This window comes from Microbacterium sp. MYb64 (assembly GCF_002979495.1).
Taxonomy (GTDB): domain Bacteria; phylum Actinomycetota; class Actinomycetes; order Actinomycetales; family Microbacteriaceae; genus Microbacterium; species Microbacterium azadirachtae_A.
This window is the reverse complement of the sequence record NZ_PCOW01000018.1, coordinates 1-24,354: the sequence shown is the minus strand read 5'-3', so window position 1 is coordinate 24,354 and position 24,354 is coordinate 1. Positions and strand designations below refer to the sequence as shown.

Here is a 24,354-nt window from a genome sequence, read left to right as displayed (position 1 = left end):
GCGATCCGAGGCCGTGGATATGTTGGGCTGACCGGCGAGAAGGGATGCGCGCATGGGTGTGAAGGTCAGGTACGACGAGCTGGGTGGTCTGTCCACCGAGCTCGACCACATCGTCAAGGAGTTCGAGGACGCGGGAAGCCGTCGTCGCGACCTCAAGGACGCCGTGGGCGACCCGTACGGCGATGGAGCGCTCCGCGACGCGGCCGATGACTTCGAGGGACGCTGGGATGACCGCCGCAAGGCCCTGATCGAGAACTGCAAGACGGTCAAGGACCACGTCGACGGCGTGATCCAGGGCTTCAAGGACTTCGACGTGAAGGCCGCGCAGGGCGGCGACAAGGGGGGCAAGTGATGTCGGCAACGCCCTACATGCCGTACCAGACTCCGAGCGGCAAGCACCCCATCGAACACCTCGAGGGAAAGCCCGACGAGATCCAGGCGCGGGGGAAGCAGATCACCGATCTCGGAAACGAGATGAACAAGGCCTGGAGCCTCATCAGCCGTCTCGTCGACGACGGTGCGGACATGGAGGGCGAGTCGATAGACAAGCTCCGCGAGGTGGCGAAGGAGGTCAGCGGCGACCTCGGCAAGGGCGGCGAGCTCTACGTCGCCGTCGGCCCGCACATCAGCACCTACGGGCATGCCGTCGAGACCTCGCAGCCGCGGCTGAACAAGCTGGCGGACGAGCTCGAGAAGAAGTGGCAGGAGTACTACCAGGCCGACGGCGACGCCTCGTCGAAGCACTCCGGCCTGCCGGACAAGCCCGACTCGGACGCGGAGCAGTCCGACAAGGACGACTTCGCGAAGAAGGAGGGCGCCGCGAAGGCCGCAGCCTCGCACGCCTCCTCCGTCAAAGGCGAGTGGGACGACCTCGCCGACGACTACGACCGGGAATGGAACACCTGGCACACCGCGTACGAGACCGCCGTGCACAACATCAAGGAGGGCATGAGCGGCAAGATCAAGGACTCCTGGAGCGACAACGTCAAGGGGTTCCTGAACGACATGGCCGACGTGCTGACCGTGCTCGGTCTCGTCGTCGGCATCCTCGCGCTGATCTTCGCGGGTCCGTTCGTCCTGATCGGCGCGGTGATCGCCGGTGCGATGCTGGCCGTGCAGATCGCGAAGTTCGCGATGGGCGACGGCGATGGGCTCGGTCTCGCCTTCGCGATCGTCGGCTGCATCCCGTTCATCGGGCCCGCCTGCCGGTTCTTCAAGTCCTTCGCCGCGCCGGCCGCGGCGGGCATGCGCTTCAGCACCGCCATGAACACCCTGAAGGCGCCCGTGGCCGCCACGTTCGGCGGCAAGGTGCTGGACTTCACCACGGGACTGTTCTCCGGCAAGGGCGCCACGGAGTGGGGCGAGTTCATGGCGTCGGGGACGAAGATCTTCGACGCCGCCGCCAAAGCGGGGAAGACCATGGGACCGGGCGGCTGGGCGTGGGCCGGCGAGACCTTCGGCACCGTCAGCGCGACGGGCGTCGGAATCGTGAGCAACCTCTACTCCGCGGCGACGGGCACCTACGACCGCTTCTTCAACGACCTTCCGACCAAGTACGTGCGCTGATCGGGGCACGGGCGAGTGCCGGCTCCGAGCGGGAGCCGACGCCCTGCGGCAGCGGGCGGGGGCGGATCCCGGTGGATGAGAGAGTGGAACCATGAGTGATCTGCGCAATGAGCTGCTCGGTCGCAGGACCCCGGCGATGCCTCCGTTCCGGATGCTGCTCCCCTCCGGATGGCTCGCGTTCGACCTCTCCGAGGAGAACGAGGACCGCGTCATCTCACAGGGGCTCGCACGGTTGGCCGCGAGCGGGAACGGCGGGATGTCGGCGACGATCGGGCCGATGCTGCGCGACGCCTTCGCCTCGCTGCGCCGGCAGAACGGGTTCGCCTACGCGATCCCCGGGGAGGCGGCCCCGACCTGGGCGGTCGGCCCCGCGAGCATCATCGGGATCAAGCGCGCCTCCACCCCGGAGGTGACGCTGGACGACGTGGTGATGCACGTCGTGGCCGAATTCGGCGCGGCCCCGCTCGGAGGCGACGAGCGCATCCTCGCGTGGGCGGAGACCCGGACCGTGACGGTCCAGGGCGAGCAGGCGCGCGCTCTCACACTGAACTACCTCATCCCGATCCCGGGGACGCGCCGCACCCAGGCGGTGCAGTGGACGGTGACCACCGCGTGCGCGCCGGATCTTCCCGAGGATGCGCCGGGGCTCCAGCAGTGGAAACTCCTGTTCGACGTGCACATGGCGACGTTCGCGTGGGTGCAGGAATGAGCGCTGCCGGAAGGACGAGGAACCGGTCGCTGCGGCCGCAGGGGCAGAAGGCGAGTGACGCATGACAGACCTGCGGACGACGTTCCCCGCGGAGAACGCGATCCCGGTTCCCCGACGCATCGACGACGCGGCGGGCCGCGCCGTCTGGGCTGCGGAGAGGGCGGCGGGCTTCTCGGCCGTCCGGCAGCCGGTCGAGAATGCGCGGGAGCGGATCGCCGCCGCGCTGGACGACCTCGCCCGGCTCCGTGACGATGACTCCGCCCTGTTCCTCCTGGTGAGTGCCGACGCCTCCGTGCTGGCCCCGTTCACGGTGTACCGCACGGCCGCGCCGCTCTCGCGCGATGAGCTCGCCGGGTTCCTCTCGACGGCAGACACCGTGCTTCCGCCGACCGGGCTGATCACGTCGTCCGAGGGACTGGGGGACGGATTCTCCTCCTCGCTGCTGCATGCGCACGGCGAAGGGCAGTACGCGACGCGTCGCTGGGCGTTCTTCGGTCGAGGCCATGACGTGCTGGCGATCCTCGGCCCTGTCGTGCCGCTCGGGCTCGCACAGACCGAGCAGCTCGCGGAGCGCATGCTGGAAGAGGCGGTCGTCGAGGGCTTCGAACCGGACGCCGATCCCGGACTCCTGGACGCGCTGATGGCGGCGACCGCGCGGGACGGCGATACCTGGCCCGTTCCGAACCCCGGATGAGGGCATCCGCAGGATCCTGAACCCGTGATCCCGGGGGTATGGGTAGTGCTCCCCATCGACGGGGTTGTGCGGGGGTTGTTAGGTTCGTTGTGTCGGGCCGGGGTGGTCCGGTCCCAGTGATTACCGGAGGTGTTGACGATGGCCGATTTCGGTGCGTCTTATGCGGAGATGGAGCAGGTGGCGTCGTCGCTGTCGCAGGCTCGCGATGACATTCAGGGTCAGTTGGACACCCTGAAGGGGCAGGTGGACAACCTGCTGGGTGAGGATTTCAAGACGCAGCACGCGTCTGGCAAGTTCGGTGAGGGCTACGGGGAGCTGACCACGGGTCTGAAGCAGGCCGTGGACGGCATCAACGACATGTCGGAGTCCCTTCTGGGGATGATGCGTGCGATCCAGGATCTGGACACGCAGCTCGCCGGCGGCTGACACCGCACCGCACTATCTCGGGGGACCGGTGGCTTCGGCCGCCGGTCCCTCTGTCGTGAGCGCGCACGTCGTGGATCCGATGGGGAGTCCTCCCCATCGACGCGCGCGGCGAGGTTCCCTAGGTTGATGTTGTCGGGTCGGAGGGGGAGGATCGCATGGCCGAGGCCATCTGGATCAAGTACGAGGAGCTGAGCGCGGTGAGCCTCAAGCTCAAGGACATCGTGACGGAGCTGGAGGGGGCGTCCTCTCGCACCGACGCGGTGCAGGACGCGATCGACTCGCCCTTCGGGAAGTCGAAGCTCAAGGACGAGGTCGGCGACTTCGAGTCGCGCTGGGACGACAAGCGCCACGATCTGGCCCGGGACATCGGGAAGGTCCAGGAGCACGTCCAGGGCGTGCTCGACGGCTGCAAGAAGTGGGACGAGGACACGGCGAAGAGCATGGAAGTCGACGCCACCGGACAGAACCCGCCGCGGAAGATCGGAACACCCTGATGTACATGGAACGTTCGCCCAAGGGGCGCCGGATCGAGCGGCTCAAGGGCAATGCGGACACGATCTCGAAGCGCGGTGCGGAGATCACGGCTCTCGGCGACGCGATGGGCGAGAGCGCCTCTTTCCTGAAGTCGCTGCACGACAAGAGCTCGGGGCAGAAGGGCGAGGCGATCGAGAAGCTGCAGGAGATCGTGGGCGACACCCATGAGCAGCTCAAGCTCGCCGGCGAGCTGTACCGGCCGACCGGTCCGGTGCTGGTCTCCTACGCGACGACGCTCTCCGAGGTCCAGCCCCGGCTCAACGCGGCCGTGAAGAGCTGCGAGGAGCTGTGGACGACCTTCGCCGGGCTGCCGGGCTATCTCCCGGGAGACCGCCCGACCTGGGTCGTGCCGCCCAAGGAGGGCTCGGACGAGGCGACCGAGAACGCGCAGGACGACGCGTCGAAGAAGCAGAAGCACGAGGAGTTCGTCGCCGAGGCGCGCGTCTTCGATTCCGAGTACGACACCTGGGAGACCGCGTTCGACACCGCCGTCGACGGCATCGGCAACGCCACCAGCGGCAAGATCAAGGACGGCTTCTGGGACGACGTCGACGGCTTCGTCGCGGGAGCACTCGAGGTGCTGAAGGTCGTCGGCCTCATCCTCACCGTCGCCGCGATCATCATCGGCGGGCCGATCATCGCCGCCCTCGCCGCGATCGTCGCGATCGCGACCCTGGCGCTCACGCTCTACCAGTGGAGCCGCGACGACGCCGGGCTCACGGATGTCATCATCGCCGCGATCGGCGTCATACCGTTCGGGAGCATGGGCAAGCTGTTCGGAGGGATGAAGGGGCTGCGGGGCTTCGCCGACAGCGCGCTCGGCGGACTGCTCACCGGGGCCGGCCGAGCGCCGATCCGCCAGGAACTCGCCCGGGTCTTCGGCAGCGGCACCGCCGCCTTCAAGTTCACGGGGTCCTTCGGCGCCGGAGCCCGCAACTTCTTCGGCACGCTGCTGCAGAACCACGGCGCCGACGGCCGCGCCGTCGACTCGATCGCGCGGTTCTTCACCGGCAAGGGGGCGACGGCCCTGAACAACATGTCGAGTGCCCCAGACATCCTGATCAGCGTCGGGTGGAACATGTACTCCCGCGCGAACACGATCGTCGGGAACATCCCGGGATCCGGCGGGTCGATCAATTCCGCGATCGTGCACGCCATCGCCGGCGACAAGTGATGCCGCAGGGCGTCCGTCCGCCCCGCGCCGGCGGGGATGACATGCTGGTGGCGGAGGGGTGCGGATGAGAGCGGTTGCCGAGGTCGGGATCGACGAAGAGCGCGTCGTCGTGCTCACCGGACGCAGCGACACGGACTGGGCGGCTGCGGCGGCCGCGCGTCTCGGCGCGGCCGAGGACATCGCGCCGATGCCGGTCGAGCTGCGCGCCGAATTCATCGCGCATGCCGCGACGGCCGTGACACCGCACGACGTGCTGGCGCTGCAGCTCTGGCCGCAGGACGGTTTCCCCTTCGTCGTCCGGGTCTCCGTGCAGGAGTCCCCTGGGCTGGAGGAGGTCCGTCGCCGCATCCGCGAGGGCGCCGCATCCTGGCGCGCGGTCTCGGCCTCGGAGCATCTCGGCAGCGGATGCCAGTGGATCTTCGACGGCGAGGTTCCCGGATCCGAACAGATCGCGACGCGAGGCTGGCAGGCGGTGTTCGCCGATGACGCCGTCATGACGGTGGTGACGCTGGAGCCCGTGCTCGCCGACGCCTTCCTGCTCGCGACGCCGCATGTCGCCGCTCTCGTGGACGATCTGCGGATCCTCGTGGACGGTGAGCCATGGCGGGGCGGCGACCTGAACCGCGGCCTCGTGATGGCCGACGAGGCGTGGCCGGGGGAGAGCCGATGAAGCGCGACCGCAGCACGACCGCATGGGCGAACGACCTGCCCACCGGCGCCAGGGTGCCGTGGGCCGAGGTCGAGGCGAGGGCGTTCCGCGGGCGTCCGAGGGTCCTCGCCGAACTCGGCGGGGCCGGGGCGTTCGAACGGCGAGGCGAACAGGCGCGCAGTCCGTGGTTCCTGCTGGCGCTGGTCCTCGCCGTGCTGCCCGCGCTGGCCCTCGTCCTGCTGCCGGTGCTCGCCTTCACGGCCCTCGCCGGCAGTGACTTCGGGCTCGTCCTCGCCGACTCCGCTGTCGCGATCTCCGTCGCCGGGTGGCTGATGGTCGCCTCCGCCGTGTGGCAGGCTGTGACCCTGATCCGCGGGCTGCTCGGTCGCAGCATCGCGGAATCCGAGGTGAGCGGCTGGATCGCCGCAGTCGTCGGCGTCGTCGTCGCCGTGATGATCGGAGCCAGGGGAACGGCCGACCAGGTTCCGGGCTGGCAGGTGTGGGCGGCGGTCGCCGTGCTGGCGGCACTGCTCGGCGTGGCCGTCGCGATGCTGGCCCGGCGGAGCCTTCGCCGCACGCAGGGAGACGGGCGCCGCGGTGACTCCGCGGCGGAGACGCTGCCGGATTCCGACGCGGTGGCGCGACGCAGCGCCGCGATCGCCGGGATCCCCGACGAGGAGCGGGAGCGGATCCGCTCCGAGCTCGCCGAGGCGATCGGGATCCTGCGGCGGCGCGGGATCATCTCGCCCGCAGACGCGCAGCGCGCACTGGAGGCCGAGCCCGGCTTCCTCGCGCAGAGGATGTCGTCATGACCGATGCCGGCGCGGGCCGGGGAGGAGACCCTATGAACGCCCCCGAGGGACCGACGGAGCGGATCAGCCTCCGGGCGGAGCTTGGTGCCGCCCCCGACCCGGATTTCACGCTCGTGCTGCCTCCGGGGTGGATCCGCAGGAGCGTCGACGGGGCCGTCGAGAAGGACATGCTCGGCGCGATGCGCAGCCGTCTGATGCAGGCGCACCGCCCTGACCTGTACGCGCAGATGGACCGGCTGCTGCGCGATGCGTTCACGCAGATGCGCCGGGTCGAGGCCGTCGCGATGTTCGTGCCTTCGGCCGACGCCTCCGAGGCCCTATACCTGCCGGCCTCGCTGACCGCCAGCATCCAGCGTGCCCCGGCCGGGGAGAACCTCGACGCGGTGGTGCGAGAGGCGATCGCGGAGCGCGGCGCGACCGCGCTGCTCGAGGACAAGCGCTTCCTGCGCATGGAGACCGACGAGGTGCAGACCCTGGAGGGGGAACGGGTCGCGGTCACGACCGTGATGTATCTGACGCCGATCCCTGGTTCGCAGCGGCGCAGGGCCCTGCGCCTCGTGCTCGTGATCATGCGTCCGGTCGACGTGCCGGCGGACGATCCGCCGATGGTGGCGATGCGCACCCTGTTCGACCTGTGCGTGTCCACGCTGGCATGGCTCCCCGCGGGGGACGCCGCCTCCGCCTGAGCCGGCCTCGGTGCTGGTGAGCGGTGCTGGTGCGCGGTGCTGGTGAGCGCTCTTGGCGCCCGGCGCGCGGGGGTGGCGCGCGTCAGCGCCCGGCGTCGGCGAGGTGGCGCGCGTCGTGGCTGAGCACCTTCACCATCACGCCGAGACGGCGCAGCGCCGCGACCGTGCGCGTCTCTTCGTCGATGTCGCGCCCGAGGGCGTGGATGTTGGCGACGACGAGCACGTCGCCGGGACGAAGCGTGTCGATGAGACGGCCGATGCGATCGGTCCAGCTCTCCAGGATGTCGGGCGCGGGGTGGCGGAAGCCCTCGATCGGCACGCCGAAACGGGTGAGGTCTTCACGCTGCTGGACCACCGAGGGCATGCCGTCACGGGCGACGACGAGGCCGACCAGACGGGATCCGTCGGGCTTGGCAGACCACCAGTCCCGGTTCTGCTGCAGCTCGGTGAAGCACTTGGGGCACTCCGCGGCCGCGTGCGGGAGGTGCAGCGGGCTGGTGAGGGCGGCGTCGAGCGGCGCACCCGTGGTGCCGTCCGCATCGCCGTGCGTGTGCGTGGTCGCTTCCATGTCATCCGCCTCCGCCTCTATTGTGCCTTCTCCCACGGACATCGGCGTCCTGCGAGGTGCGGATGGAGCTGTGCCATCACCGGGCGGAGTACGCTCGCACTGTCCCACCCCCGGAGCCCTGAGGAGCGCCATGCCCGTCGTCGCCGCCTATGCCGCACCGAGCGAGGGCGCGCCCCTCGTCCCGACCACGATCGAGCGCCGCGAGCCCGGCCCGCTCGATGTCGTCATCGACATCGCCTACGCGGGCATCTGCCACTCCGACATCCACACGGTGCAGGGCGACTGGGGCCCGCAGCACTACCCGCTCGCCCCTGGCCACGAGATCGCCGGGACGGTCTCCGCCGTGGGATCCGATGTCACGCGGTTCACCGTCGGCGACCGGGTGGGCGTCGGCTGCCTGGTGAACTCCTGCGGCGAGTGCGATGCGTGCCTGCGCGGCGAGGAGCAGTACTGCAGGGGCGGGGCGATCGGCACCTATGGAGCGACCGACCGCGACGGCACGATCACCCAGGGCGGCTACTCGCGCCAGGTCGTCGTCACCGAGGCGTTCGTGCTGCGGATCCCCGACGCGATCCCGCTCGACCGCGCCGCTCCGCTGCTCTGCGCCGGCATCACCACCTACTCGCCGTTGCGGCACTGGAACGTCGGTCCCGGCACGCGCGTCGCCGTCGTCGGGCTCGGCGGACTCGGGCACATGGCCGTGCAGATCGCCCACGCCCTGGGCGCCGAGGTCACCGTGCTCTCGCAGTCGCTGCGCAAGAAGGACGCGGGGATCCGGCTCGGCGCCGACCACTACCTCGCCACGTCGGATCCGGAGACGTTCTCCGCGAACAAGCGCTCCTTCGACGTGATCCTGAACACCGTCAGCGCCCCGCTGCCGCTCGACGCCTACCTGAACCTGCTCGACACGAACGGTACCATGGTCAGCGTCGGTGCGCCGCCGGAGCCCATGTCGTTCCGCGCGGGGCTGCTGCTGGGCGGTCGCCGCTCGCTCGCCGGGTCGTCGATCGGCGGGATCAGGGAGACCCAGGAGATGCTCGACTTCTGCGCCGAGCACGGCATCGCCGCCGAGATCGAGCTCATCGACGCGGTGGGCATCAACGCCGCCTACGCGCGCGTGCTCGCGAGCGACGTGAGGTTCCGCTTCGTGATCGACGTCGCCACGATCTGACGAGCGCAGCGTGCCTCCGGTTCCTGAGCGAGCGCAGCGTGCCTCCGGTTCCTGAGCGAGCGCAGCGAGACGAAGGACGCCCGTTTGCGGGTCGTCTCGTGGTTGCTGAGCGCCCTTCGTCTCGTCGCTTCGCTCCTCGCTCAGGGACCGTGCGCTCCTCGGTTCCTGAGCGAGCGCAGCGAGACGAAGGACGGCCCGTTTGCGGGTCGTCTCGTGGTTGCTGAGCGCGCTTCGTCTCGTCGCTTCGCTCCTCGCTCAGGGACCGTGCGCTCCTCGGTTCCTGAGCGAGCGCAGCGAGACGAAGGACGGCCCGTTTGCGGGTCGTCTCGTGGTTGCTGAGCGCGCTTCGTCTCGTCGCTTCGCTCCTCGCTCAGGGACCGTGCGCTCCTCGGTTCCTGAGCGAGCGCAGCGAGACGAAGGACGGCCCCTTTGCGGTTCGTCTCGTGGTTGCTGAGCGCCCTTCGTCTCGTCGCTTCGCTCCTCGTTCAGGGACCGGTTGTCAGATCAGGCCGAGTGCGCGGACGGCGTCGCGCTCCTCGACGAGCTCGGCGATCGAGCGGTCGATGCGCTCACGCGCCCAGGCGTCAGGATCCAGTCCCTCGACGATCCGCCACTCGCCGTCGACCGCGCGCACCGGGAACGAGCTGATCAGGCCCTCCGGCACGCCGTATTCGCCGTGCGAGACCACGGCGGCGCTGGTGCGGCGCTCGCCGGTGCCGAGCGCCCAGTCGCGCACGTGGTCGATCGTCGCGCTCGCCGCAGACGCCACGGAGGAGGATCCGCGCACCTGGATGATCTCGGCGCCGCGCTTGGCGACCCGCGGGATGAACGTGCTCTCCAGCCACGCGCGAACATCGCCGGTCTGCGCGGCGAGAGCCTCCGGCACGGGACGCCCTGCGACGGTCGCGTAGGCGACGTCGGGGAACTGCGTCGCGGAGTGGTTGCCCCAGATCGTGACGCCCGCGATGTCGGCCACCGGAGCGTCGAGCGCTGCCGACAGCTGACCGCGGGCGCGGTTCTCGTCGAGCCGGGTGAGCGCGCTGAACCGCTCCGCGGGGACGCCGTCGGCCGAGGCCGCGGCGATGAGAGCGTTCGTGTTCGCGGGGTTGCCGACCACGGTCACGCGCACGCCCGCGGCGGCGTGCGCGGCGATCGCGGATCCCTGCGGTCCGAAGATCGAGCCGTTCGCGGCGAGCAGGTCGCCGCGTTCCATGCCGGGGCCGCGCGGGCGCGCGCCGACCAGCAGCGCGTGGTCGGCGCCATCGAAGCCCACCGCAGGGTCATCGGTCACCTCCACGTGCTCGAGCATCCCGAAGGCGCCGTCCTGCAGCTCGAGAGCGGCGCCTTCCGCAGCCGCGATCCCGGCCGGGATCTCGAGCAGCCGCAACCGCACCTTCTCGTCAGGGCCGAGCATGTCGCCCGCGGCGATCCGGAACAGCAGCGCGTAGCCGATCTGTCCTCCTGCACCCGTCAGTGTCACCGTGGTGGTCACTTCGGCTCCCTTCGGTCGCGGCGCGACGCATAGTGCGAGCCTATGCCTCCCCGTCGGGGCGCAGACCGTGGAAAACTGTGCTCATGACGTTCAACCCGGATGCCGATGTCTCGGACAACAAGGTCAAGCGACGCAGCGGCGGTCGTACGGCGGCGATCGCCGGTGGCGGCGTCGTCGGACTCGGCGCCGTCGTGGTGCTGCTGATCAGTGCCTTCACCGGTGTCGACCTCTCCGGCCTTCTCGGTGGCGGGACCGGCACGTCGCAGAGCCAGCAGCAGGGCGCCGGATCCACGGAGGGATCCGTGCAGAACTGCTCCACCGGCACAGACGCGAACAACAGCGTGGACTGCCGCGTCGCCGCCGTCTCCCTGGTGCTGAACGATTACTGGGCGAAGAACGTGAAGGGCTATGTCGAGCCGGGGCAGATCAGCGTCGACGGCTCCACGTCGACCCCGTGCGGCACCGCGTCGAACGACGTCGGCCCCTTCTACTGCCCTTCGGATCAGACCGTCTACATCGATCCAACCTTCTTCCAGCTGCTCAAGCAGCAGTTCGGCGCCGAGGCGGGCGACCTGGCGCAGGTGTACGTCGTGGCGCACGAGTACGGGCACCACATCCAGAACATCACGGGCACGATGGCGAAGTACCCGAACAACGGCACGGGCCCCGCGAGCAACGGCGTGCGCACCGAGCTGCAGGCCGATTGCTACGCGGGCGCCTTCATCGCTGACATGACGCAGGAGAAGGACAAGAACGGCGTCGCGTACATGAAGAAGCCGACGGACGCGCAGATCAAGGACGCTCTCAACGCCGCGGCGGCCGTCGGCGACGACCACATCCAGCAGCAGTCCGCGGGCTACACGAACCCGGAGAGCTGGACGCACGGATCCAGCGATCAGCGCGAGAAGTGGTTCGCGACCGGCTACAAGTACGGCCTCGGCAAGTGTGACACGTTCTCGGTGGCCACGCCGTAGGGGTCGTCGAGCGAGCGCAGCGAGACGAAACGCGGCGCTCTCGCGAGCTCAGGCTCGCATCGCCTGCACGAGCGTGCGCACCAGCGCGAGCACGCCGCCCTGGGCACGGAACCGGGTCAGGCCCTCGCTGACCTCCGCGGCCGTGCGCGACGAGGCGAACCACGGCGGCTTCGGCAGGATCGTGAACCGTCCGCCGTCGCGCACGATCGACGCCGACCGGGGGAACGGACGGAACGGTCCTCGTACCACCGAGCGCTCGACATCGGCCAGCAGCAGCGCGTTGTGCACGACGCCGAGTCCGCTGCCCACATCGGCGAGCGTGTTGCCCGGGAACGCGCCCCAGGTCACGGTGGGGGTGATGAAGCCGAACGCGGTCCAGGTGTTGATCGCGATGGATCCGTAGTGCAACGCGGTGATGGCCCGCTCGAAGCCCGCGCCGAGTGACGCCTCGGTGGCAGGGTCGATCAGCACGTTCGCGCCGAGTGTGCCCTGCAGCTTCCCGTTCGCGTGCGCGACGGCGGCATCCAGGAACGCCTGACCGGTGCCGGCCAGCTGCTCGACGCCCAGCACCGGCGCGAAGTACTCGGTCTGCTCCAGCGCGGACGGGTCGTCGCCCTCGCCGATCTCGACGAGCAGCCGGTCCGCCAGCACGAGCGCGTCGGGATAGGCCTCGGCGGCCTGCGCCATCCGCTCATCGGAGCGGGGATACCAGATGGGGCGCTCCGGGGCGAGCGCGTAGGCGCGGCGCAGCTCGATCAGGAACTGGTCCTTCTGCGCCCAGTCGCGGGAGAGGAGCACGACCTGGCCGGCGATGCAGTTGTGTCCGCCGTTCTGCAGGCGCATGGTGGCGACGTGCTCGGCCTGGAAGCGCAGATCCTCGTCGCTCCAATGGCCCGGCACGACGATGATCGGCGAGACGCCGCCGAGCTCGGCCGTGATCGGCTTCTTCAGTCGCGGCCGGTTCTCGCGCTTTCGGCGCTTGGCCTGCGGTCCCGTGCCCCACACGATCGCGTCGAAGGTCGGGGCGGATCCGGTGATGTGCACATGCGCGAAGGCGTCGTGCGCGGTGAGGTAGGCGCCGACGTCGCCCGCGCCGCGCACGATCCGCAGGAAACCGGGGGCGATGAGCGGCGCGAGGGCCTTCTCGAACACCGGTACGAGTGCGTCCTGGGTGGGGTTGACCTTCAGCAGCACCACCCGGTCGTGCGCGAGGAGTTCGTAGAGCACGTCGAGCACGGGGATCGACGTGATGTTGCCGGCGCCGAGCACGAGGCCGATGCCGCCGTCCGTGTCGGCAGGGGAGCGCTGCGCGAGACCCGCACGAGCCCTGGCATCGCCGGGCGTGACGCCGGGGGTGAGCCACACCTCGCCCGTGAAACCGGAGAGCAGCAGCTTGTCGATCCCCTCGAGCGGGAACGCGTGCACGCGGGTCTGCCCGCTCGCGGTGCGGTCGATGGTGAGGCCGTCGAGCGGGTTGCGGCCGTGCGCGATGCGGTCGAGCGTCTCGATGTAGGCGTCCAGCGCGCCGAGCGTCGCGTAGGGGCCGCTCAGCCACTCCTCGCCGCGGAGCGGGTGGTCGTCGCTCAGTTGCTTCGAGCGCACCGCGGCGCGCGCCCATGCCCGCGCGTTCGCGGCGACCGTGCGCCGCACTCCGCGCAGCAGCGTCACGCGCTGGCCGACGGTGAGAGCCGACCAGGCGGCGGATCCCTTCTGCAGCGCACCGATCGCGCTCTCGATCGGTGCGCGGACGTCGTCGGCGAGGGTGTCTGGCATCGGGATCTCCTTCGGCGCGGTCTTTCTTCAGCGTACGCGCTCGGTGTGGAACCGAGTCTCAGCGATCGGCGCCGTCGATATCGCTGCGACGCAGTCGGTAGCGGGCCAGCGTCGCGAGGCTCAGCAGCATCAGCACGGCCGGGACGACGCTGAAGATCAGCACGATCCCGGTCACGGCGCTCCCCGGCTGCACGACCGCGCTCGCAGCGCCCGCAGTACGAGAGATGTAGCCGGTGACCGCCAGCACGACCGCGACGATCGTGGTGCCCAGCGCGAAGCCCACGGTCTCCGACGCCGTCCACATGCCGGTGAACGTGCCGGCATTGCCCGGTCCGCTGTCGCGCTCGTCGTGCGAGATCACGTCCGGCAGCATCGCCATCGGCAGCGCCTGCATACCCGCGTAGGCGATGCCTGCGGCGGCCACGGAGGCGTAGATCCAGGATCCGGGCATCCACAGCGCCAGCACGATCGAGGCGGATGCGACCAGGAAGATCGTCGACGCGATCCGGAAGGCGCGCTCCTTGCCGATCCGGCGCGACAGCCGCTCCCACACGGGGGTCGCGATCACGGCCGGGGCGACCAGGGCGACGAACAGCAGCGTGACCGCGCTCTCCGAGCGCATGACCCAGGTCGCGACGTACTGCGCTCCTGCGAGCATCGTGCCGGTGGCGAGTGCCTGCAGCAGGTAGGTGCCGAGCAGCGCGCGGAACGGCTGCGACCGGCGCACGGCGGCGAAGCCCGCGGCGTACTGCGCGCGGATCCCGACATGCTCGACGGACGCCGGGGCGGCGACGGCGTCGTCGGCCGTGCGTGCGGCGATGAGCATGCCCACGCCGATCACGATGCCGGCGACCACGCCCATCACGAGGTAGCCGATGACCGGGTCGCCGGTGATGCGGCGCAGCTCGGGCCCTCCGCCGCCGAACAGCAGGATCGTGACGGTGAGAGCGATCACCCGCCAGCTGAGCAGCCGGGTGCGCTCGTCGTAGCTCGAGGTGAGCTCGGCGGGCAGCGCGATGTAGGGGACCTGGAACAGGCTGAACGAGGTGGCCGTGGCGAGGAACGCCAGCAGCACGCAGATCACGCCCGCGACCGGACCGAACGCCGGCGGCACCGCGAAGGTGAGGGCGAAGAACACGGGCAGCGTGAAGGCCCCGATCAGCATGAAGCGCTTCCGGCTGCCGGTGCGGATGAGGCTGCGATCCGACCAGGCGCCGATCACCGGGTCGATCACGACGTCCCACACCTTCGCGAGGGTGACGATCGTCCCGGCGAGGATCGCGGCGACGCCGAGGTTGTCGGTGAGGAAGTACGCGAGCACCAGGCCGGGCAGCGTGGCGAAGCCCCCGGTGCCGAGGGATCCCGTGGCGTAACGGGCGACCGTGCGGGCGGGAAGGCGCGTGGGGGCTCGTTCAGCGCGAGCGGCGGTGCTCATGCGCGCCAGTGTATCGGCGCGCCCGGATCCGTCCGGCCCGGGGGTCTGCGGAACCCGGGTTTGGGGCGCACTTCCCCGTTTTGGGGCGCGCTACGCCCGGAATCCGTGTCACGACGCGCCCCGAAACGGGAGAACGCGCCCCAAAACGGCGTGCGCGCACCCCGAACAGGGTCGTGCCCCGAACAGGCGCGCGCCCCGAACAGGGTCGCGCCCCGGGGGTCAGATCAGGGACAGCTCGCGCAGCTTGGCCTCGACGTCGGCGTTGGACGGCTCGACGTGGTGCGAGGAGTCGGGGTAGACCACCACAGGGATGTTCATGCGGCCGGAGATCTCCTTGGCCACGTCGGCAGCGGCGGGATCCTCGACCAGGTCGACGTAGGTGTAGGCGATGCCGAGCTCGTCGAGCTGCTTCTTGGTGCGGATGCAGTCGCGGCACCAGTCGGCGCCGAACATGGTGATCGTGTCAGAGGCGGGGGTGGTCATGAATCCAGGGTACGGCCCATCGGAGGGGGTGGGATCGGCGAGAAGGCAAGGGCCTTGCCCGGTGTTCACCGCCCGTTAGCCTGGATGGGACAGGGTGTCTGACGGGAAACGCGCAGGTTCCGCATGGTTTCGCATGGGACCATGTCGAGTCACGCGAACGGAGGAGGGGGCATGGGAGGCATGTCGGCAGGGGAGAGGATCCCCGGTGCCACGGTCATCATTCCGACCTTCAACGAGCGGGATAACATCGCCGCCCTGATCTCGCGCGTCTCCGCCGCGCTGAGCGATCGCGACGGCGAGATCCTCTTCGTCGACGACAGCTCGGACGACACCCCAGAGGTGATCCGCGCGCTCGCCGCCTCCGCGCCGATGCCCGTGCGTCTCCTGCATCGCGACAAGCCTGAGGGCGGACTCGGCGGTGCCGTGGTCGAAGGGATCCGGTCCGCGTCCTACGACGTCTGCATCGTCATGGACGGCGACCTGCAGCACCCGCCGGAGCTGCTCCCCGACTTGATCGATCGCTACGAGGACGGCGATGCCGACGTCGTCGTCGCGTCGCGCTACATCGGCGGCGGCGACAACGGCGGCCTGGCGGGCGCCATGCGGGTGGGCGTCTCGCGGGGCGCAACCCTCCTCACCAAGGCGATGTTCCCGATCCGGCTCTCCGGAGCCTCGGATCCCATGACCGGCTACTTCCTCGTCGACCGGACCCGCGTGGATCCGGATGCGCTGCGGCCCAACGGCTTCAAGATCCTGCTGGAGATCCTGGTGCGCTCCGACGTGCGCATCGCCGAGGTCCCGATGGAGTTCGGCGAGCGTCTGCACGGACAGTCCAAGGCGTCGTTCGTGCAGGGCATGCAGTTCCTCAAGCACCTCGCCCGGCTGCGCTTCGGCAAGATGTCGCTGTTCGCGATCATCGGGGCCGTCGGAGCCCTCGCGAACCTCGTCATCATGTGGGCGCTCACGCACCTCGGCATGGAGTACGTCTGGGCGGCCGTCATCGCCGCCGAGGTGACGATCGTCGGCAACTTCATCCTGCAGGAGCGCTACGTCTTCAACGACATGCGCGGCGACGCGCAGGGGATCGCCGTGCGCTTCGCGCAGTCGTTCACGTTCAACAACGTCGAGGCCGCCGTGCGGATCCCGATCCTCGCGCTCATGGTCGAGAGCTGGCACATCTCGAGCATCCTGGCCGCGGCGATCTCGCTGGTCGCAGCGTTCTTCGTGCGCTTCCTGTTCCATTCGCTCGTCGTGTACGCGCCGCGCCGGTCCGTGCGCCAGGTGCGCAAGGCCGAGGAGCGTCGCGTGCGACTCGAAGCGGAGACCGCTGCCGCGGAGTGACCCGGCCGGTGGAGGGTTTCTCCACCGGGGCGGACTCGCGTGGTTTGGGGCGCACTCCGACGGTTTGGGGCGCACCGCACCCGGAATCCGTGTCAAGACGCGCCCCAAAACGAAGGGGCGCGCCCCGAACGGGACGATGCCGAACGAAGGGGCGCGCCCCCACCCGAACTACGGGGATCCCCGTAGTCGGACGTGTCGGCGTCAGCCGATGTTCTCCTTCAGACCGTTGACCGTGTCGCCGTAGTTGATCCGGACCACGGGCAGCTGGAGCTTGTTCGTGCCGATCTTCACGTAGCCGAAGTCGATCGTGCGCGCGAGCAGGAACCCGGCCTTGGTCACGCCCTCCTCGGCGGTCGCGTTGTAGTGACCGTAGGGGTAGGCGATGACCTCTTTCGCGCCGAGCACCTTCGCCGACTCCTCGAGGTCGGCGGCGACCTCATCGGCCGAGAGGTTCACCATGCGTCCCTTGCCGTTGTCGCCGGCGCGGTGCATGTCGTTGGTGTGCGAGCGCTGCAGGACGTACGGCGAGGGCGATCCGTCCTTGCGCTCGCCGGTGATCACGAACGACGTGGTCAGCAGCTTCCGCTCCGTCACCACGGGCACCGCGAGCTGGAGCCAGGTCGGATCCGCATCGTCGTCGGTGATGATGAGCGAGTGCTGCGGCAGGAACAGCTTGCCGTCGATGAAGGCGTTCAGCTCGTCCCAGGTGGGCATGTAGAACTTCTGGGAGGCGACATAGTCCATCTGCGCCTTGAAGTCCTCGATGTACACGTAGTTGTTGCGCAGCCAGTTGTCCTCGCCCTCGGGCTTGGTCGTGAACTGGTGGTACATCAGGATCGGGATCTTCGACGCGGTCGCGGTGTTCTGCTCCGGCGTGGTCCAGGCGGCGTAGAGCGTGCGCTGGTTGTCCGTGCACGTGGTCAGCTGCGACCCGTTCACGCGGTCCGTCTGCACCTGCGCCTGAGCGGCCTCCGGGGTCGGATACCACCCCGCGAACACGGATCCGGCCCGCTCGGGAATGGGCAGGCCCGAGAACAGCACGCCCGTCTTCTGGAGCATCGGCGCGTGCTCGATGCCGTCGCCGGCGAAGGACACGGCGCACGCGGTGGCGGGGTCGGCCGCGGTCTTCAGCAGCACCTGCACGGGCGTGAGCGGAGTGGGCTTCGGGGTCGGCGTGCTGGTCGCGCCCGCCGCGGCCGCCTTGTCCTGGCCTCCGCCGAGCAGGGCCCGCACCGAGATGGTGCCCACGACGGCGACCAGCGCGACGGCGAGCACCGCGATCAGCCCGATGACGAGGCGGCGACGGCGGATCACCGCACGTGAGGGGCGCGGACGGCGCGACGAAGCAGGTGATCCTCCGGTCATGGTGCTGAGTGTAGGGGATCGATGGGGCCGGATCCTGACGCGATCATGAGCGCGGCGCTCAGAGCAGCCAGCCGCGCTCCTGGGCGATCCGTGCGGCGTCCGCTCTCGTGCGGGCCTCCAGCTTCTGCATCGCCGAGGACAGGTGGTTGCGCGTGGTCCCCTCGGACAGGTGCAGCGCGAGGGCCACGTCGGAGATGGTGCCGCCGTCGCGGGCGGCCGCCAGCACCTCGGTCTCGCGCGGGGTCAGCGGCGACGGGCCCGCCGTGAGCGCGTCGGTGGCGAGCGCGGCGTCGATCACGGTCTCGCCCCGCATCACGCGCCGCACGACGTCGGCGAGCTCGGAGGCCGGGGTGTCCTTGACCACGTAACCGGCGACCCCCGCGGACAGGGCGCGCGACAGGTATCCGGCGCGGCCGAACGTCGTCACGATCACGATCCGCACCCCTGGCAGCGCCTGACGCAGCTGCGCCGCGGCGGTGAGTCCGTCGATGCCGGGCATCTCGACGTCGAGCAGGGCGATGTCGGGGCGGTGCTCCTGCGCGGCGGGCAGCACCTCGTCGCCGCGTCCGACCTGAGCCGTCACCACGAGATCGTGTTCGAGACCGAGCAGCGTCGCGAGCGCCCCGCGCACGAGCGCCTGGTCGTCGGCGAGCAGGATCCGGATCGGCGCGTTCGCCGTCATGCAGTGACCTCCAGCAGGAATCCGCCATGGCGGGAGCGGCCGATCCTCAGCGCGCCGCCCGCGTCGGCCGCGCGCTCGGCGAGTCCGTGCAGGCCTGTGCCGGCCGGTTCGTCGGCGGGGCGGGGCGTCGGTCCCACGCCGTCGTCCTCGATCGCGATGCGCCCTGGACTCAGCATCACCCAGCAGTTGGTCGCCCCGGCGTGCCGGATCACGTTCGTCACGGCCTCGCGCAGCGCCCAGCCGAACAGCTCCCGGTTGCGCTCCGGCACATCGTCCGTCGTCATCGGCAGGTGCGCGGTGATGCCCGCGGCGGGCAGCAGCGTGCGCAGCGAGGCGAGCTCGCTCGCGATCCGCACTTGGCGGTAGCCCGAGACGACCGCGCGCATGTCGCCGAGCGTGGCCCTGGCGAGGGTCTGCACCTCGTGGATCTCCGCCACGGCGGCCGCAGGATCCCGATCGGCGAGTTTCGCCGCCAGATCCGCCTTGAGCGAGATGGCGGAGAGGGAGTGCCCGAGGATGTCGTGCATGTCGCGGGCGACGCGGTTGCGTTCCTCCTCGACGGCGACGACGGCGAGCTCCTTCTGCGTGCGGCGCAGCTGGGCCAGGGTCTGCAGGTTGCGGGTGAAGGCCGCCATCAGGGTTCCGATGGACAGGATGATCAGCGGCATCGTCCAGGGCGGGGTGTTCGTCGGCTGGAAGGCGCCGTCGACGAGGTTCATCACGAACGACACGGCGGACAGACCGATCACCGCGATCATGGCGCGGAAGTCGCCGCCGAAGCAGAGCGCGGCGGAGACCGCGACGTACGTCCACAGTCCGGACAGGTCGGGCCCGAGCACGATGAGGAAGGGCAGCGACAGCAGCAGGAGCCCCGCCGGAGGGACCCACCGCCAGCGGTCGTGGAGTGCCATCGCCACGGGGAACGAGAACGTGAAGAGCGCGCCGTAGACGACCACCGCGAGCCCCCAGAACCAGGATCCCGGTGCGGGGAGCTGGGTGAGGATCGGCACCAGGATGAACCCGATGATGAATACCTGGCTGATCAGAGCGCCCGGATACCAGCGTTTCGCGCCGGGGGCGCCGAGCGTGAGCCGCAGCCGGGCCCAGCCCGTGACACCGTCCAGGGACGGCGCGTCGAGGAAGCCGCCTTCCCGGATGCCGAAGCGCATCGGGAAGCCGAACCGGCCTGCGCCACGAGCAGGACGTGCGGCCGAAGCCAGCACGTCCTGCTCGTCGCAGGCGTCGTCCGTCACGTCAGACGCGCTTGGTGTCGCGGCGGAACATCAGCACGGCCAGCGCCGTGAAGATGAGGAACCAGGCGATCAGGTTGGGCACGGCCCAGCCGTTCGGGACGACGCCGATGACGGCGGACTGGGAGAGCTCGGCGATGCCCCACAGCGGGGTGAACCGTGCGCCGACCTGCACCGCCTCCGGCATGATCGCGAGCGGGACGAACAGGCCGCCCATGAAGCTCAGGATCGGGAGGATCGGGCCGAGGTAGCGCATCGCGTTCTGCGCGGGGAAGGCGTATCCGACCGCGAGACCGAGGCTGGTCAGCATGAGCGAGCTCAGCCAGGCGAGGACGCCGGCCGGGATCAGGTTGCCGAGCGGGGCGGTGATCCCGAGTGCTGCGCCGACGATCAGCGTGACGAGCACGGCGATGCCGCCGAGGACGAGGCCGCAGATGACCTTGACCAGGATGTACACGATCGGGTTCAACGGCGTGAGGCGCAGCTGCCGGCTCCAGCCCTGGGCGCGTTCCGCGGCGACGGAGACGCCGGTCATCGTGCTCGCCACCATGGCGCCGTACACAGCCATCGAGATCATGATCGGCACCGCCGCCGACATTCCTCCCTGGCTGACGGGGACGCTCGAGATGGACGTGTTCTTGTTCGGCAGCCCGATCATGACCAGCATCGCGATCGGGAAGATCAGCGTGAACACGACCACGCTCGAGTTGCGGAACAGGCGCTTGAGCTCGACGCCCAGGAACGTGAGGCTGAAGCCGCCCATCGGCGGTACGCGGCGGGAGGACGGATCGATCCGGTCCAGGCGCTCGGTGGCGGTGGTCATGTCATTCCCCTTCCGTGTCGTCGCCTGTGAGCTGCAGGAACGCCTGCTCCAGGTTCTGGCTGGTGATCGTGACGTCGTGTGCGGACGTGCGCGTGAGCAGATGGCGGGCGACGGCGTCGGAGTCGTTCGCGCGGATCATGATGCGCGGGCCGCGCACCTCGACGGAGTCGACGCCTTCCAGTGCGGCGATCTCGGCCTGGCCGGATCCGCTCGCGTCGTCCCATTCCGCCTCGACCGTGCGGCCGGAGGCCATCGCCTTGATCTCGGCGGTGGTGCCGTCGGCGACGATACGGCCCCGGCGGATCAGCACGATCCGGTCGGCGTACTGGTCGGCCTCTTCGAGGTAGTGCGTCGCGAAGAGCACGGTGCGGCCGCGCTGGGCGTCGGCGTGGATCGCCTGCCAGAACGAGTGCCGTCCCTCCACGTCCATGCCGGTGGTCGGCTCGTCGAGCACGATGAGGCCAGGATCCGACACGAGCGCCATCGCGAAGCGGAGCCGCTGCTGCTGGCCGCCCGAGCACTTCTGCACCTTGCGGTCGGCGATGTCGGCGATGCCGGCCCGCTCGAGCGCGGCGTCGATGCTCGTGGTGTGCGTGAACAGCGACGCGGTGAGCTTCATGGTGTCGCGCACGGTGACGTCGCTGAGCAGGCCTCCGGTCTGCATGACTGCGGAGACGAGGCCGCGGCCGATGGCCTGGCGCGGGGTGAGCCCGAACAGCGACACCTGGCCGGCGTCAGGCTGGGAGAGACCGAGCAGCATGTCGATCGTGGTGGTCTTGCCCGCGCCGTTCGGCCCGAGGAAGGCGACGACCTCGCCCTGCTTGACGGAGATGTCCACGCCGTCGACCGCGGTGAAGCCGCGGAAGTGCTTGGTGAGTCCGGTCGCGGTGATCGCGGGATGCGGCGCGGCGGGGGCCTGGATGACGGTTCGCGCCGTCTGGGTTTCGCTCATGATGTCGCCTCGTTCATGTCATCCAGTCTGCTCCGCGCGGCGCGAGGCGCACGATGAACGATGTCATGGATCCGCTATGACATCCGTCACAGGTCAGGGTGCGAGCGCGGCAACGGCGCCGATCTCGACGAGCGCGCCCGGTACGCCGAGCCCCGCCACGAGCGCCGCGGTGACGAGCGGCGGTGCGCCCTCGCGCGCGAGCTTCGGGCCGACCGCGCCGTAGGCCGCTCGCAGATCCGCGTCCTTGTGGAGCAGCACGGTCCAGCTGATGACATCGGCGAGGGTGGCCCCGGCGGCGGCCAGGGCGGCTGCGGCGTTGTCGACGGCGCGGGCCGACTGGACGGCGACGTCATCGGAGACGACGGCGCCGGTCTCGTCGACGCCGTTCTGGCCGCCCACGTGGATCATCGTGGATCCGGGCGGGATCACGGCGACATGGCTGAACGCGGGGCTGTTCACGAGCCCCGGGACCTGCGGGTAGGAGATGCTCATGCCCGCGAGCGTAGCCACCGGCTCCGACATCGCGGCATTGCGGGTGATGCGTGCTGCGCAGGCGGGCCGTGGGGCGGCCGGGTCGAGGCGGTGCGGTGCGACGCGATAGACTCGAGAGGCTCAACAGGAGGTTGCCCGGTGATCCTTCACTACATCGTGTTCGGAATTCTGTTCCTCGGTGGATTCGTGCTGCTGGGCATCGCCCCCGGCCTGCCCGCATGGCAGGGTCCCGTCTTCGTCGCGGGCATCCTTGCGATCTGCCTGGCCCTCGCGTACATGATGCGCGAGCCCGGCGGCGCCACCAAGCGCTCGCGCTCCTGGGAGAACTGAGCCCCCTCCGCGTACTCCCCGGGGAGTATGCCGACGGCACACCTTCGGAGGATCCGCCCCCTGCGCGGCGCGATTAGCATCGGAGGATGCCGGATCAGCCGCTCGAACATGCCGTGTGGGGCAGAGCGGCGGCGTTCGGGCCAGACACCGGACGGATCCCGGCCGGACCGCCCCCGCGCTTCCGCCTGATCGCGCCGGTCGTGCTGTGCCTGCTCGTGCAGGTGCCCGCCTCGATCTGGGTCGCCGCGCACGCCGACCACGGCCTGCACTGGAGGATGGCGCTGCACCTCGTGCTCGCCGTCGCGGGGCCGCTGGCCCTGCTCGCGGCCCGACGGTTCCCCGGGCCGACGGTCGCCCTCGTGTCCGCGCTCGCGCTGCTCGACGTCCTGACGACGCCCGTCTACGGGCCGCCGTACCTCGCCCTGGCGTTCGCGATCGCGATCGCCGTGGCCCGCGGAGCCGCGGTCTGGGCCGCCGCCTCCGTCGCGACCGCGTGGGTGGCCGCGATCCTCATCGGCGTCACCATCGGCCGGATCTGGCATCCCGGGCTCATCGTCGCGGCCACGCTCGCCCTGGCCGCGAGCTTCGCGGTCGGCGCCTTCGTGCGCACGCGCGGGGCGAGGATGGCCGCGATGCGCGCCGATGCGCAACGTCATCGTCGCAGCGCCGAGGAGCGCGAGCGCGTGCGCATCGCCCGCGAGCTGCATGACGTGCTGGGACACGCGCTGTCGCAGATGAACGTGCAGGCGAGCGTCGGACTGCACCTGTTCGACCGTGACCCTGAGCAGGCGCGCACCGCGCTGCAGAACGTGAAGGACACCTCGAAGCTGGCGCTGGAGGAGGTGCGCGGCGTGCTCGGCGTGCTCCGCGACGGGGAGGCGCCGCTCGTCCCGCAGGCGGAGCTCGCGGAGCTCCCGCGGCTCATCGCCGGCCTCACCGCTCCTGGCCTCGACATCGAGTTCGACGACGAGCTCGCCGGCCACGCGCCCAGCCGTGCGGCGCAGTTCGCCGCGTACCGCATCGTGCAGGAGGCGCTCACGAACGCCGTGCGGCATGCGCACGCCCGCCACGTGCGCGTCGTGCTGGAGCGCCAGGACGAGCCGGATCCGGTTCTCGTCGTGACGGTGTCCGACGACGGGCGCGGCTTCGGCGGAGCGGATCCGGAGGTCTCGGGACACGGCGGCGTCCTCGGGATGCGGGAGCGGGCGGCGCTGCTCGGCGGCACGATCGCGATCGGCGATGACGAGGCGGGCGGCGCGCGCGTCGTCGCGAGGCTGCCGTGGGGGAGGGCGTCGTGATCAGGGTCGCGCTGGCCGATGACCAGCTGCTCGTGCGGGCGGGGTTCCGCGCACTGCTCGACGCGGAGGACGGCATCGAGGTCGTGGCCGAGGCCGCGGGCGGACGCGAGCTGTTGGAGCGCATCCGCGAGACGCCTGTGGACGTCGTGCTCATGGACATCCGCATGCCCGACGGCGACGGGCTCTGGGCCACCGAGCAGATCGCGGCGGACACTGCGCTGGCGGACGTGCACGTCGTGATCGTGACGACGTTCGAGCTCGACGAGTACGTGGTGCGGGCGGTGCGCGCCGGGGCGGCGGGGTTCCTCGTGAAGGACACGGAGCCCGCCGATCTGGTGCGCGCGGTGCGGGTCGTGGCGGCCGGTGACGCGCTGCTCTCGCCCGGCGTCACCAAGCGGCTGCTGGAGCGGCTCACGGTGGGGCTGCGCGATGCGCCGGAGGCGACGGTGCTGGACGGCATCACCGAGCGCGAGCGCGAGGTGCTGCGCCTCGTCGGCCTGGGGCTGACCAACGACGAGATCGCGGAACGGCTGTTCCTGAGCCCGCTCACCGCCAAGACGCACGTGTCCCGGATCATGGCCAAGCTGCACGCCCGCGATCGCGTGCACCTCGTGGTCATCGCCTACGAGACCGGCCTCGTCGCCCCCGGCTGGCAGTAGCGAGTCGTCCCCATGA

The 24,354-nt window shown here is 70.2% G+C and carries 27 protein-coding genes; 16 read left to right on the top strand and 11 right to left on the bottom strand.

What is annotated here, in order from left to right:
• Positions 1-52: 52 nt before the first annotated feature.
• From CQ044_RS14720 to CQ044_RS14675, 10 genes are all read left to right on the top strand, one after another.
• A complete protein-coding gene (locus CQ044_RS14720) occupies positions 53-352 on the top strand; it encodes a flagellar protein FlgN (RefSeq protein WP_105689158.1) in 300 nt (99 codons plus the stop codon).
• Positions 352-1,566: an A24 family peptidase gene (locus tag CQ044_RS14715; RefSeq protein ID WP_105689157.1), complete on the top strand. Its 1,215-nt coding sequence runs from the start codon at positions 352-354 to the stop codon at positions 1,564-1,566. The genes CQ044_RS14720 and CQ044_RS14715 overlap by 1 nt, the downstream gene beginning before the upstream one ends.
• Positions 1,567-1,657: 91 nt before the next feature.
• Positions 1,658-2,275 (top strand): hypothetical protein, encoded by a 618-nt coding sequence (locus CQ044_RS14710; RefSeq protein ID WP_105689156.1) that lies wholly within the window; start codon positions 1,658-1,660, stop codon positions 2,273-2,275.
• A gap of 61 nt (positions 2,276-2,336) precedes the next feature.
• The gene (locus CQ044_RS14705) at positions 2,337-2,969 is read left to right on the top strand and encodes a hypothetical protein (RefSeq protein WP_105689155.1); all 633 of its coding nucleotides are present in this window, start codon (positions 2,337-2,339) and stop codon (positions 2,967-2,969) included.
• A gap of 138 nt (positions 2,970-3,107) precedes the next feature.
• On the top strand, positions 3,108-3,395 hold the full coding sequence (locus tag CQ044_RS14700; RefSeq protein WP_052674178.1) for a WXG100 family type VII secretion target: 288 nt from the start codon (positions 3,108-3,110) through the stop codon (positions 3,393-3,395).
• A 155-nt stretch (positions 3,396-3,550) separates the two neighbouring features.
• Positions 3,551-3,889, top strand: a complete 339-nt coding sequence (locus tag CQ044_RS14695; RefSeq protein ID WP_045272667.1) for a hypothetical protein — start codon at positions 3,551-3,553, stop codon at positions 3,887-3,889.
• Between the two features lie 5 nt (positions 3,890-3,894).
• On the top strand, positions 3,895-5,103 hold the full coding sequence (locus CQ044_RS14690) for a hypothetical protein (RefSeq protein WP_146116798.1): 1,209 nt from the start codon (positions 3,895-3,897) through the stop codon (positions 5,101-5,103).
• A 64-nt stretch (positions 5,104-5,167) separates the two neighbouring features.
• On the top strand, positions 5,168-5,773 hold the full coding sequence (locus tag CQ044_RS14685) for a hypothetical protein (protein ID WP_105689153.1): 606 nt from the start codon (positions 5,168-5,170) through the stop codon (positions 5,771-5,773).
• Complete coding sequence (locus tag CQ044_RS14680) at positions 5,770-6,564, top strand: hypothetical protein (RefSeq protein WP_146116797.1); 795 nt, start codon at positions 5,770-5,772, stop codon at positions 6,562-6,564. The genes CQ044_RS14685 and CQ044_RS14680 overlap by 4 nt, the downstream gene beginning before the upstream one ends.
• Positions 6,565-6,596: 32 nt before the next feature.
• A complete protein-coding gene (locus CQ044_RS14675) occupies positions 6,597-7,250 on the top strand; it encodes a protein TPRXL (RefSeq protein WP_105689151.1) in 654 nt (217 codons plus the stop codon).
• A gap of 82 nt (positions 7,251-7,332) precedes the next feature.
• Here CQ044_RS14675 and CQ044_RS14670 read toward each other — a convergent pair whose 3' ends face one another.
• Positions 7,333-7,818, bottom strand: coding sequence for a recombinase family protein (locus CQ044_RS14670; RefSeq protein WP_052680248.1), 486 nt, complete (start codon positions 7,816-7,818; stop codon positions 7,333-7,335).
• A gap of 130 nt (positions 7,819-7,948) precedes the next feature.
• Between CQ044_RS14670 and CQ044_RS14665 the strand changes: the two genes are divergently transcribed.
• The gene (locus CQ044_RS14665; RefSeq protein WP_105689150.1) at positions 7,949-8,989 is read left to right on the top strand and encodes an NAD(P)-dependent alcohol dehydrogenase; all 1,041 of its coding nucleotides are present in this window, start codon (positions 7,949-7,951) and stop codon (positions 8,987-8,989) included.
• A gap of 499 nt (positions 8,990-9,488) precedes the next feature.
• Here the strand turns inward: CQ044_RS14665 and CQ044_RS14660 are convergent, their stop codons facing one another.
• Complete coding sequence (locus CQ044_RS14660) at positions 9,489-10,481, bottom strand: malate dehydrogenase (RefSeq protein ID WP_105689149.1); 993 nt, start codon at positions 10,479-10,481, stop codon at positions 9,489-9,491.
• An 83-nt stretch (positions 10,482-10,564) separates the two neighbouring features.
• Between CQ044_RS14660 and CQ044_RS14655 the strand changes: the two genes are divergently transcribed.
• Positions 10,565-11,455, top strand: coding sequence for a neutral zinc metallopeptidase (locus CQ044_RS14655; RefSeq protein ID WP_105689148.1), 891 nt, complete (start codon positions 10,565-10,567; stop codon positions 11,453-11,455).
• A 48-nt stretch (positions 11,456-11,503) separates the two neighbouring features.
• Here the strand turns inward: CQ044_RS14655 and CQ044_RS14650 are convergent, their stop codons facing one another.
• The 3 genes from CQ044_RS14650 to CQ044_RS14640 form a co-directional block, all read right to left on the bottom strand.
• A complete protein-coding gene (locus tag CQ044_RS14650) occupies positions 11,504-13,228 on the bottom strand; it encodes an aldehyde dehydrogenase family protein (RefSeq protein ID WP_105689147.1) in 1,725 nt (574 codons plus the stop codon).
• A 58-nt stretch (positions 13,229-13,286) separates the two neighbouring features.
• A complete protein-coding gene (locus CQ044_RS14645) occupies positions 13,287-14,663 on the bottom strand; it encodes an MFS transporter (protein WP_105689146.1) in 1,377 nt (458 codons plus the stop codon).
• A 219-nt stretch (positions 14,664-14,882) separates the two neighbouring features.
• Complete coding sequence (locus CQ044_RS14640; RefSeq protein WP_105689145.1) at positions 14,883-15,146, bottom strand: glutaredoxin domain-containing protein; 264 nt, start codon at positions 15,144-15,146, stop codon at positions 14,883-14,885.
• Positions 15,147-15,317: 171 nt separating this feature from the next.
• Between CQ044_RS14640 and CQ044_RS14635 the strand changes: the two genes are divergently transcribed.
• Positions 15,318-16,487 (top strand): glycosyltransferase family 2 protein, encoded by a 1,170-nt coding sequence (locus tag CQ044_RS14635; RefSeq protein ID WP_105689144.1) that lies wholly within the window; start codon positions 15,318-15,320, stop codon positions 16,485-16,487.
• Between the two features lie 201 nt (positions 16,488-16,688).
• On the opposite strand, the gene CQ044_RS14630 is transcribed toward CQ044_RS14635, so the two are convergent.
• The 6 genes from CQ044_RS14630 to CQ044_RS14605 all read right to left on the bottom strand — a co-directional run bounded on the left by CQ044_RS14630 (position 16,689) and on the right by CQ044_RS14605 (position 22,051).
• Positions 16,689-17,852: a polysaccharide deacetylase family protein gene (locus CQ044_RS14630; RefSeq protein WP_146116796.1), complete on the bottom strand. Its 1,164-nt coding sequence runs from the start codon at positions 17,850-17,852 to the stop codon at positions 16,689-16,691.
• A 58-nt stretch (positions 17,853-17,910) separates the two neighbouring features.
• Entirely contained in the window at positions 17,911-18,534 is a 624-nt protein-coding gene (locus CQ044_RS14625) for a response regulator transcription factor (RefSeq protein ID WP_105689143.1), read from the bottom strand.
• Positions 18,531-19,787 (bottom strand): sensor histidine kinase, encoded by a 1,257-nt coding sequence (locus CQ044_RS14620; protein ID WP_105689142.1) that lies wholly within the window; start codon positions 19,785-19,787, stop codon positions 18,531-18,533. The genes CQ044_RS14625 and CQ044_RS14620 overlap by 4 nt, the downstream gene beginning before the upstream one ends.
• 1 nt (position 19,788) lies before the next feature.
• On the bottom strand, positions 19,789-20,607 hold the full coding sequence (locus CQ044_RS14615; RefSeq protein ID WP_105689141.1) for an ABC transporter permease: 819 nt from the start codon (positions 20,605-20,607) through the stop codon (positions 19,789-19,791).
• Position 20,608: 1 nt separating this feature from the next.
• Entirely contained in the window at positions 20,609-21,559 is a 951-nt protein-coding gene (locus CQ044_RS14610; protein ID WP_105689140.1) for an ABC transporter ATP-binding protein, read from the bottom strand.
• Between the two features lie 93 nt (positions 21,560-21,652).
• Complete coding sequence (locus CQ044_RS14605; protein ID WP_105689139.1) at positions 21,653-22,051, bottom strand: RidA family protein; 399 nt, start codon at positions 22,049-22,051, stop codon at positions 21,653-21,655.
• Between the two features lie 138 nt (positions 22,052-22,189).
• On the opposite strand from CQ044_RS14605, the gene CQ044_RS14600 reads away from it, so the two are divergent.
• The 3 genes from CQ044_RS14600 (at position 22,190) to CQ044_RS14590 (ending at position 24,338) form a co-directional block, all read left to right on the top strand.
• Positions 22,190-22,381, top strand: coding sequence for a hypothetical protein (locus CQ044_RS14600; protein ID WP_045272682.1), 192 nt, complete (start codon positions 22,190-22,192; stop codon positions 22,379-22,381).
• 86 nt (positions 22,382-22,467) lie between these two features.
• On the top strand, positions 22,468-23,679 hold the full coding sequence (locus tag CQ044_RS14595; RefSeq protein ID WP_105689138.1) for a sensor histidine kinase: 1,212 nt from the start codon (positions 22,468-22,470) through the stop codon (positions 23,677-23,679).
• Positions 23,676-24,338 carry a response regulator transcription factor gene (locus tag CQ044_RS14590; RefSeq protein ID WP_105689198.1) on the top strand — a complete coding sequence of 221 codons (663 nt, stop codon included), beginning with the start codon at positions 23,676-23,678 and terminating at the stop codon, positions 24,336-24,338. Before CQ044_RS14595 ends, CQ044_RS14590 begins: the two co-directional genes overlap by 4 nt.
• Positions 24,339-24,354: the final 16 nt, after the last annotated feature.

Bases quoted from the DNA above. Each gene is read 5' to 3' on its own strand.
- CQ044_RS14650 (WP_105689147.1), bottom strand. From the start codon at position 13,228: ATGCCAGACACCCTCGCCGACGACGTCCGCGCACCGATCGAGAGCGCG.
- CQ044_RS14705 (WP_105689155.1), top strand. From the start codon at position 2,337: ATGACAGACCTGCGGACGACGTTCCCCGCGGAGAACGCGATCCCGGTT.
- CQ044_RS14655 (WP_105689148.1), top strand. From the start codon at position 10,565: ATGACGTTCAACCCGGATGCCGATGTCTCGGACAACAAGGTCAAGCGA.
- CQ044_RS14695 (WP_045272667.1), top strand. From the start codon at position 3,551: ATGGCCGAGGCCATCTGGATCAAGTACGAGGAGCTGAGCGCGGTGAGC.
- CQ044_RS14690 (WP_146116798.1), top strand. From the start codon at position 3,895: ATGGAACGTTCGCCCAAGGGGCGCCGGATCGAGCGGCTCAAGGGCAAT.
- CQ044_RS14640 (WP_105689145.1), bottom strand. From the start codon at position 15,146: ATGACCACCCCCGCCTCTGACACGATCACCATGTTCGGCGCCGACTGG.
- CQ044_RS14635 (WP_105689144.1), top strand. From the start codon at position 15,318: ATGGGAGGCATGTCGGCAGGGGAGAGGATCCCCGGTGCCACGGTCATC.
- CQ044_RS14720 (WP_105689158.1), top strand. From the start codon at position 53: ATGGGTGTGAAGGTCAGGTACGACGAGCTGGGTGGTCTGTCCACCGAG.
- CQ044_RS14700 (WP_052674178.1), top strand. From the start codon at position 3,108: ATGGCCGATTTCGGTGCGTCTTATGCGGAGATGGAGCAGGTGGCGTCG.
- CQ044_RS14685 (WP_105689153.1), top strand. From the start codon at position 5,168: ATGAGAGCGGTTGCCGAGGTCGGGATCGACGAAGAGCGCGTCGTCGTG.
- CQ044_RS14610 (WP_105689140.1), bottom strand. From the start codon at position 21,559: ATGAGCGAAACCCAGACGGCGCGAACCGTCATCCAGGCCCCCGCCGCG.
- CQ044_RS14595 (WP_105689138.1), top strand. From the start codon at position 22,468: ATGCCGGATCAGCCGCTCGAACATGCCGTGTGGGGCAGAGCGGCGGCG.
- CQ044_RS14675 (WP_105689151.1), top strand. From the start codon at position 6,597: ATGAACGCCCCCGAGGGACCGACGGAGCGGATCAGCCTCCGGGCGGAG.
- CQ044_RS14715 (WP_105689157.1), top strand. From the start codon at position 352: ATGTCGGCAACGCCCTACATGCCGTACCAGACTCCGAGCGGCAAGCAC.
- CQ044_RS14710 (WP_105689156.1), top strand. From the start codon at position 1,658: ATGAGTGATCTGCGCAATGAGCTGCTCGGTCGCAGGACCCCGGCGATG.
- CQ044_RS14630 (WP_146116796.1), bottom strand. From the start codon at position 17,852: ATGACCGGAGGATCACCTGCTTCGTCGCGCCGTCCGCGCCCCTCACGT.
- CQ044_RS14605 (WP_105689139.1), bottom strand. From the start codon at position 22,051: ATGAGCATCTCCTACCCGCAGGTCCCGGGGCTCGTGAACAGCCCCGCG.
- CQ044_RS14670 (WP_052680248.1), bottom strand. From the start codon at position 7,818: ATGGAAGCGACCACGCACACGCACGGCGATGCGGACGGCACCACGGGT.
- CQ044_RS14615 (WP_105689141.1), bottom strand. From the start codon at position 20,607: ATGACCACCGCCACCGAGCGCCTGGACCGGATCGATCCGTCCTCCCGC.
- CQ044_RS14680 (WP_146116797.1), top strand. From the start codon at position 5,770: ATGAAGCGCGACCGCAGCACGACCGCATGGGCGAACGACCTGCCCACC.
- CQ044_RS14645 (WP_105689146.1), bottom strand. From the start codon at position 14,663: ATGAGCACCGCCGCTCGCGCTGAACGAGCCCCCACGCGCCTTCCCGCC.
- CQ044_RS14665 (WP_105689150.1), top strand. From the start codon at position 7,949: ATGCCCGTCGTCGCCGCCTATGCCGCACCGAGCGAGGGCGCGCCCCTC.
- CQ044_RS14625 (WP_105689143.1), bottom strand. From the start codon at position 18,534: ATGACGGCGAACGCGCCGATCCGGATCCTGCTCGCCGACGACCAGGCG.